The 8,057-nt window shown below is 75.7% G+C and carries 7 protein-coding genes; all 7 read right to left on the reverse strand.

What is annotated here, in order from left to right:
- Positions 1-58: 58 nt before the first annotated feature.
- Entirely contained in the window at positions 59-1,450 is a 1,392-nt protein-coding gene (locus tag ACFV0G_RS17865; protein WP_380547996.1) for an NADP-dependent succinic semialdehyde dehydrogenase, read from the reverse strand.
- 108 nt (positions 1,451-1,558) lie between these two features.
- Complete coding sequence (sph, locus tag ACFV0G_RS17870) at positions 1,559-2,551, reverse strand: sphingomyelin phosphodiesterase (protein WP_380547999.1); 993 nt, start codon at positions 2,549-2,551, stop codon at positions 1,559-1,561.
- 134 nt (positions 2,552-2,685) lie between these two features.
- The gene (locus ACFV0G_RS17875; protein WP_380548002.1) at positions 2,686-3,762 is read right to left on the reverse strand and encodes an SDR family oxidoreductase; all 1,077 of its coding nucleotides are present in this window, start codon (positions 3,760-3,762) and stop codon (positions 2,686-2,688) included.
- A gap of 120 nt (positions 3,763-3,882) precedes the next feature.
- Entirely contained in the window at positions 3,883-4,455 is a 573-nt protein-coding gene (locus ACFV0G_RS17880) for a TetR/AcrR family transcriptional regulator (protein ID WP_380548005.1), read from the reverse strand.
- A 96-nt stretch (positions 4,456-4,551) separates the two neighbouring features.
- Positions 4,552-5,781, reverse strand: a complete 1,230-nt coding sequence (locus tag ACFV0G_RS17885; RefSeq protein ID WP_380548008.1) for a glycerophosphodiester phosphodiesterase family protein — start codon at positions 5,779-5,781, stop codon at positions 4,552-4,554.
- A 176-nt stretch (positions 5,782-5,957) separates the two neighbouring features.
- Complete coding sequence (gene lepB, locus ACFV0G_RS17890; RefSeq protein ID WP_380548011.1) at positions 5,958-6,665, reverse strand: signal peptidase I; 708 nt, start codon at positions 6,663-6,665, stop codon at positions 5,958-5,960.
- 105 nt (positions 6,666-6,770) lie between these two features.
- Positions 6,771-7,781, reverse strand: coding sequence for a helix-turn-helix transcriptional regulator (locus ACFV0G_RS17895; RefSeq protein WP_380548014.1), 1,011 nt, complete (start codon positions 7,779-7,781; stop codon positions 6,771-6,773).
- Positions 7,782-8,057: the final 276 nt, after the last annotated feature.

Here is an 8,057-nt window from a genome sequence, read left to right on the forward strand (position 1 = left end):
CGCCCCCCCCCCCCCCCCCCCGCGCCCCCCCCCCCCCCCCCCGCCGCTCTGCCGCTGATCAGCGGGCGCGCCACACCGTCGTGATGTTGCAGAACTCGCGGATCCCGTGCTCCGACAGCTCCCGCCCGTACCCGGAACGCTTGACGCCGCCGAACGGGAACGCCGGGTGCGAGGCGGTCATCCCGTTGAAGAACACCCCGCCGGCCTCGATGTCGCGGATGCACCGCTCCTGCTCGTCGGCGTCGTTCGTCCACACGTTGGAGCTCAGCCCGAACGGGGTGTCGTTGGCCAGCGCCACCGCCTCGTCCAGGCTCGCCACCCGGTACACGGTGGCGACCGGGCCGAACGCCTCCTCGTGGTGGATCCGCATCCCCGGCTCCACCCCGGTCAGCACCGTCGGCAGGTAGAACCAGCCGTCGTCCAGGCCTTCCGGGCGGGCCCCGCCGCACTCCGCGACCGCGCCCCGGGCCACCGCATCGGCCACCAGCTCCTCGATGTCCTCCCGGCCCTGACGCGTCGCCAGCGGACCGACCTCGGTCTCCTCGGCCAGCGGGTCGCCGACCCGCAGCGCCCGCATCCGGTCGGTGAAGGCGGCGGTGAACGCCTCGTACACCTCGGCGTGCACGATGAAGCGCTTCGCGGCGATGCACGACTGGCCGTTGTTCTGCACCCGGGCGGTGACCGCGCACTTCACCGCGGCTGCGACGTCCGCCGAGGGCAGCACCACGAACGGGTCGCTGCCGCCCAGCTCCAGCACCGACTTCTTCACCTCGTCGCCCGCGATCGCGGCGACCGAGCGGCCCGCGCCCTCGCTGCCGGTCAGCGTCACCGCGGCCACCCGGCGGTCCCGGATCACCCCCTCGACCGCCTTGGAGTCGATCAGCAGCGTCTGGAAGCAGCCCTGCGGGAAGCCGGCCTCGCGGAACACCCGCTCCAGCACCAGCGCCGTCCGCGGCACGTTCGAGGCGTGCTTCAGCAGGCCCACGTTGCCCGCCATCAGCGCCGGAGCGGCGAAGCGCACCACCTGCCAGAGCGGGAAGTTCCACGGCATCACCGCGAGCACCACGCCGAGCGGCCGGTACCGCACCAGCACCGACGAGGCCCCGGAGTCCGCGGCGTCCGCCTCCTGCGGGCGCTCGTCCGCCAGCAGCCCGGGCGCCCGGTCGGCGTACCAGCGCATCGCCTTCGCGCACTTGGCGACCTCCGCGCGGGCGGCGGCGACCGGCTTGCCCATCTCCACCGTCATGGTGCGGGCGATCTCCTCCTGCTCCGCGTCCAGCCGGTCCGCGGCCCGCCGCAGCAGGGTCGCCCTCTCCTCGAACGAGGTGAGGCGGTGCACCCGGAACGCGGCCTCGGCGAGTGCCAGGCGCTGCTCCACGGCGGCGTCGTCGTACGGGGCGAAGGTCTCGACGGTCTCCCCGGTGGCCGGGTTGACGGTTGCGATGGCCATGACTGCTCACTCCTCGCTGGCGGGTCGGCTCCCCTCCCACCCTGCCCCGGCCGGGCCGCCGCCGCGCGCCGCAACACGCGACGACCGGCGGCGGACCGATCGGTCGGTTCAGCCCGCGGTCAGCGGATAGTGGTCCGAGAGGTCGCTGTACGTGTAGGACTTGCCCCAGCTGCTCACCGTCCACGGCGCACTGTGGGTGCGGACCACGGTGTTGGTGTACCGCTGCGGCCGGGCGTGGTCGGCCCGGTAGAGCACGTAGTCCAGATCCTCCTTCGGCTCGCCCGGGTACCGGTAGGCGGCGATCGAGTTGTCGGCGGTGTCGAACGAGTACGGCCAGCCGGTCCGCTCGCTCGCCGGCGCGAGGAAGCCGTTGTCCAGCAGCGCCTGGTACTCCGAGCCGTGCGAGTCGATGTTCAGGTCGCCGGCGACCACGATCGGCTCGCCCGCCGGGATGTGCTTGCCGTCGAGGAAGCCGCGCATCGCGGTGAGCTGCGCCGCCCGGACGGCCGCCGGCTGGCCGCTCGAACACCCCGAGTCGGTGGACTGCAGGTGGGTGCCGACCACGTGGGTGCGCACCCCGGCGACGTCCAGGACGGCGTACACGAAGCCCTTGTTGGACCACCAGTCGGAGCCGCAGGCGTCCTTGTAGACGTACTGCTCCCGGTGCAGGATCGGCCACTTGCTGAGCAGCGTCACCCCGCCGTCCTCGGGGGTGGCCGCGCTGTAGCTGCCGGAGGTCGCGTCCCAGCCCGAGGTCGACCGGCCGACCACCGGCGTGTGGTACGGGTAGGCGGCCGACGCCTGCGCGGTGAGCGCGTCCGAGGCGCCGTTGTCGAAGGCCTCCTCCAGCACCACCACGTCGTGGCCCCGGAAGAAGTCGGCCGCGGCGATCGCCTGCGCCCGGTGGTCCTGGCCCCAGTTGGGGTAGAGCGTCTTGCTCATCAGGAACACGTTGTAGGTCAGCACGTTCAGGGCAGGCGCCGTCGCGGGCGGCGTCTCGGCGAGGGCCGCGGGCGCGGCCGCGGTGCTGCCCAGCAGTGCGGCCGTGGCGCAGGCGGCGGCCGCCAGGCGGGGGGCGCGCCGGAGGGTCGGCAGGGACATCGGGGCTCCGTGAGGGTCTGTCGTGGACCCGTCGAACGACGGGATGTTGTTCAGTCAACTCGGTTGCCCTGCCGGGCGACAAGGGGTCGGACGCGACCGTGCGGCAAGCGGTGGGCGAACGCGCCGGGACCGTCCTACCCGCGGGTGGCGGAGGCCTGCGCGGCGGCGCGCTCGGCGACCAGGCGCACCGCCCAGCGGCCCAGCAGCTCCTCGACCGGCGGGTGCGACAGGCCCGCCGAGGCCGCCAGCCGCTCCGCCGAGGCGGTGTCGTAGCGGTCCTCGGAGAGGAAGGTGAAGGACTCCCGGTCCAGGCCGGTCAGGGCCTGCGGCAGCCGTCGGACGAGCCCGGCCGGCAGCACCGACCGCGGCGCCCGTACACCGAGTGCCCGCGCGACCACGGCGACCAGCTCCGGCAGCGGGGGAGTGGCCGGGTCGAGCACCGTGTGCAGTTGGACGGGGGCCGTGTCGTGCCCGGGGGCGGCGGCGAGCAGCGCCGCCAGGTGGTCGACCGCCACCACCGGGACGAAGGTCCGACGGCTGCCGGCCAGGGCGGGCAGCCGGCCCGCCGCGAGCCGCTCCACCAGCGGTGCCAGCCCGATGTACTGGCCGGCCTCGCCGGTCCGCGAATGCCCGATCACCACCCCGGGGTTGACCACGGTGAGCGGCACGCCGAGGCGCGGCGCCAGGGTGCGGACGGCCGCGTCGCCCTCGGTCTTGGACGCCTCGTACGCGCCGAGCGTGCGGTAGAGGCGGTCGGCCGCCTCCCGGGGCATCGGGTGGACGGGCGTGGCCGTCCGGCCCACCCGATAGCCGGAGACGTGGACGAGGCGGCGCAGCCGGGGCAGGCCGGCGGCCCAGCGCAGCGGGTGGACGGCGCCGTCCACGTTGGCCGCCTCGGCCTCGGCGCGGGAGAGCCCGAACGCGTAGCGGGCGGCCAGGTTGTGCACGTCCCGGACCTCGGTGAGCGCCTGCGCGTCCTCGTCGGAGAGGCCGAGCCCGGGGCGGGCGGTGTCGATGCCGACGCAGGTCAGCGCGGTGAGCCGGGCGTCGTCGGCGCCGTGCTCGGCGAGCCAGCGGCGCAGTTCGGCCGCCCGGGCCGGGCCGCCGCGCAGCCCGGCGGCCACCGCGTGGCCGCGGTCGAGCAGCTCCAGGACGAGCCAGCGGCCGAGGAAGCCGGTGGCGCCGAGCACGAGGTCGGTGGGGCGGGGCATGGAGGTCTCCTCGGGGCGAGTCACAGTTCTTATATGGACCGGTCTGCATATTTTTCGGCGTGAGGGCGGGGGCCGCACGGAGCCGTCCGGCGGGGGTCGGCCCCGGCGCCCGGGGTGCGGTCAGGCGGTGAGCAGTGCCTCTGCGGCCCGGGCGGCCTGGTCGAGCGGGACGCGGCTGTGCCGGACCCTGGCCAGCAGCAGGGCGCCCTCCACCAGGGCGAGCAGTGCGCCGGCCAGCGACTCGGCGGCCGCCGCGTCCCGGCCGTGCCGGACGAGCATCCGGGCCAGCGAGGTCTGCCAGGCGTCGTAGGCGTCCGCGCAGACCCGGCGCAGCAGTTCGTGGCCTGCCGCGGTCTCCAGGGCGACGGTCGCCAGCGGGCAGCCCTTGGCGTACCCGGAGTCGGACATCCGGTCGCCGAAGACGTCCAGCAGGCCGCGGACCACCTCGGCCGGGGTGAGGTCGCCACCGGTCATCCCGGCGATCAGGTCGGTGACGTCGCGGCCCGCCTCGGCGAGGGCGAGGGCGACCATCTCGTCCTTGCCCTCGGGGAAGTGGAAGTACAGCGAGCCGCGCGGCGCGCCGCTGGCCGCCAGCACCTGGTTGAGCCCGGTGCCGTAGTACCCCTGTGCCTCGATAAGCAGCCGGGTGGCCTGCACCAGCCGGGTCCGCGTCTCCTCGCCCTTTGCTCCCACGGCCCAGACTGTAGACCGACCGACATATTCCTGTCCATGCGTGCGCGGCGCCGGCCCCCTCGACCGGCCCCGCGCACGCACCGCCGTGACCGACCGTCAGGACGTGGCCCCGCGGGCGGCCCAGAAGTCCTGCCGGGCCAGCCGGGAGGTGTCCGCGTTGTCGGTGAAGAAGCCGTCCACCCCGAGCTCGTACAGGTACCGGGCCCATCCGATCGCGTCGCCGTACGCGTTCGGGTCGGTGCCGCGCCGGTAGTCCGCCGGGAGGAAGGAGTTCTCGTTGCGGACGGTGTACGGGTGCACCACCAGCCCGGCCCGGTGGGCGTCCGCGACCAGCGCGGTCGGCTGCTGGAGCCGGCCGGACGCGTCCACCGGGGCGACCAGCTGGGTGGTCGGTCCGATGCCGTGCGCGAACGAGGAGAGCCAGCGCAGGCCGTCCGCCGTCACCAGGTCCGCGACCGTCCGCGGGTCGCCCGCGAGCCGGAAGTCGTACGGGCGGCTGTCGGCCGTGCTCAGCAGCTGGATGCGCGGGTTGTCGACCAGCTTCGCGAGCCGCTGCAGGCTGCTCGGCTCGAACGACTGGAGGATCGCCCGGCCGTTGCGTCCGGCCAGCCCGCCGCGCCGCAGTTCGTCGGCCAGCCGCTCCTCCAGCGGCAGCCCGATCGAGCGGAAGTAGCTGGGGTGCTTGGTCTCCACGTACAGCCAGACGTCCCGGCCGAGCGTGCGGGAGCGCTGCCGGGCGAAGTCCACCACCTCGCGGAAGGTCGGCACCGGCCACCGGCCGTCGTAGAGCGTGTTGCGCTGGCGCTGCTGCGGCAGCCGCTCCTTGGCGCGCAGGGTGCGCAGCTCGGCGAGCGTGAAGTCCTCGGTGAACCAGCCGGTGACCGCCTGCCCGTCCACCGTCCTGGTGGCGCGGCGGGCGGCGAACTCGGGGTGGGCGGCGACGTCGGTGGTCTCCGCGATGTTGTTCTCGTGCCGGACGACCAGGTGGCCGTCCTTGGTGGGCACGAGGTCCTGCTCGATGACGTCCGCACCGAGCTCCAGCGCCAGCTCGTACGAGCCGAGGGTCTCCTCCGGGCGGTAGCCGCAGGCTCCGCGGTGGCCGACCACCAGCGGGTGCGGCAGACGGTCGAGGCCGGTGCCGGTGTGCACCGGCGGGCGGGTCCCCCGGGCGAGGTCCGCACCGGCCGCCGGCTGCCCGTCGGCGGCGCGGGCCGGGACGGCGCTCGCACCGACCGCGCCGAGCGCGGCCGTCCCGAGGCCGGCCGCCCCGCTTGCCCGCAGGAACGTGCGCCGGGTGGAACCCTCACCGATCGGACGCTGCGTCATGTCGACTCCCTGTCAACGGTTCCGGCCTGACTGCCGCCCGAGAGCCTAGGCCGCCCCGCCGCACCGCCCGGTGAACCGCGGACGAACCACCTCCCAACCGCCGCCCAACCCCCGGTCCGGTGACCGCGCGGCCCCCGCTACGGCCGGGCGGCGCCGCCACGGCCGGGCGGCCCGCCTTACGGATGGGCGGCGAGCACGGCCTCCTGGAGCGGTGCGACGGGGCGCCGCCGGCGGCGGGCGGCGAGGACGAGGGCCAGCGGGAGGGCGATCGCGCCGGCCAGGGTGAGGACCACGCCGACCGCGGTGCGCAGCATCAGGGCCGAGACCCGCCGCTCCTGAGGACCGCCGACCGCCCCGGCCGTCGTCCAGACCACCCGGCCGAGCACCGCACCGTCGGGCACCGTCCCGTCCACCTGGTGGCGGAACAGCTCCGGCCGCTGCGAGTCGACGGAATCCTCCCGGTTGTCGCCGAGCAGGAACAGCCGGTGCTGCTCCACCGTCAGGTCGAACCCCCGGGTGCCGCCCCGCGCGTACGGCTCGACGAGCAGCGCGCCGTTGCGCCGCACCTGGTCGCCGGTGCCGCCGCAGCAGGCGAGCCGGTCACCGCCCGTCCCGATCACGCGCTTGATCGACGGGCCGTTGCCGCCGGTGAACTCCGGCACGTCCACCAGCACGATGTCGCCGTCGCGGATGTCGGCCGGCCGCACCGGCGCGACCAGCGCCCGGTCGCCCGCGGCGAGGGCCGGCGCCATGGCCGCGCCGGTCACCGAGACCGACCGGTAACGGGTGGTCAGCTCCTTCACCGCCGGCACCGCCACGGCCGGACCGGCCGCCAGTACCGCCGCCGCCGACCACACCAGCACGCGCCCCGCCCGCCGTGCCATCGCACAGCCCTCCCGTCACCACTGCACCCCCGGGCGCGGGGCCACCCCGCCGCGCCGCCCGGGATCATCCCACGGGCGGCCGGCGGTGCGCGGCGCCGGTCGGTCTCAGTCCGGCACCCAGCCGCGGCGGTGCGCCTGCCAGCCGAGCTGGATCCGGGTCTCGGCGCGGGCCAGCGACATCAGCCGGCTGATCCGGCGCTGGACCGTCCGCAGGCCGAGGCCGAGCTGGTTGGCGGCGGCCTGGTCGGTGGCCCCGGCGAGCAGCAGGGCCAGGATCCGCCGGTCGACGCCGTCCGGCTCACCGGCCGGGGCCGCGCCCACCGTCACCGCCTCGTCGTCCCGGCCGAGCGGGTGCGCCCACTCCCAGGTCTGTTCGAACAGCACCGTCAGAACCCTGACCAGCGCGGGTGCCCGCACGACCAGCGCCACCGGTTCCCCGCCGGCCGCGCCCTCGGTCAGCGGGACCAGCGCGGCCGCCCGGTCCGCGACGATCAGCTTGGTGGGGACCTCCTCGACCACCCGTACCTGCTGCTCGCGGTCCATCGCCTCGAAGAGCGCGGCGGCCGCCCCGGGCCTGTCCAGCGCCTGCCGCTCCAGCACCACCCGGTAGTGGACGCCGCGTTCGACCGCCGCGGTCTCCGCGCCGGTGGCGTCCGCCCGCACCACGTCGTACCGGCCGGTGACGAGGGCCAGCAACTCCTCGACGGCACCGGCCTGCAGCTGTGCCACCCGGTGGCCGATCGCGTCCCGCCCGGCGACCACTTCCACCAGGTCGCCGTGCCCGCCGTCGCCGCCCGCCGTCCGGTACGCCTCCGCCAGGGCGGCCGCGGCGAGTTCGGCCTGCCGCAGGGCGTGCCGGCGCCCGGTCAGCAGGGCCTCCAGGGCGACCGTCGGCGGCGCGGCCGAGTAGCGGGCACTGCCCTCGCGCTGCGGTGCGATCAGCCCGTGCTCGGCGAGCGCCGCGAGCGCCGCCCGGGTCTCGGCGCCGCCCGTCCCGCACCGGGAGGCCAGCTCGTCCGGTGCGCCCGCACCGTGCACCACGAGGTCGGTGTAGAGCCGTTCGGCCCGCTCGTCCAGCCCGATCGCGCCCAGCATCGACGCCTCCTGTGCCGACATCGCCGTCCCTTCCGCACCCCGTGCGGGGGCTGCCGGTCCCCGCCGGGGCGTCAGTTCGCGGCCCTGGCGGCTCTCCGCCCGGGCGGTCATCCGCCAACGAACATCATGGCCGCCCGGCAGCGGTCTCTGCCAGGCTCACCGGCCGGATTCCCCGACTTCCAGGAGCATCCATGACATTGGCGACGCGCATGCGAGTCGCGACGACACCGGCGGGGGGCGGCCGGGGCGGCGCCCCCCCCCGGACCCGCCCGGGCCCCCCCCACCGCGCCCCCCCCA

The organism is Kitasatospora sp. NPDC059571, assembly GCF_042735675.1.
Lineage (GTDB): Bacteria > Actinomycetota > Actinomycetes > Streptomycetales > Streptomycetaceae > Kitasatospora.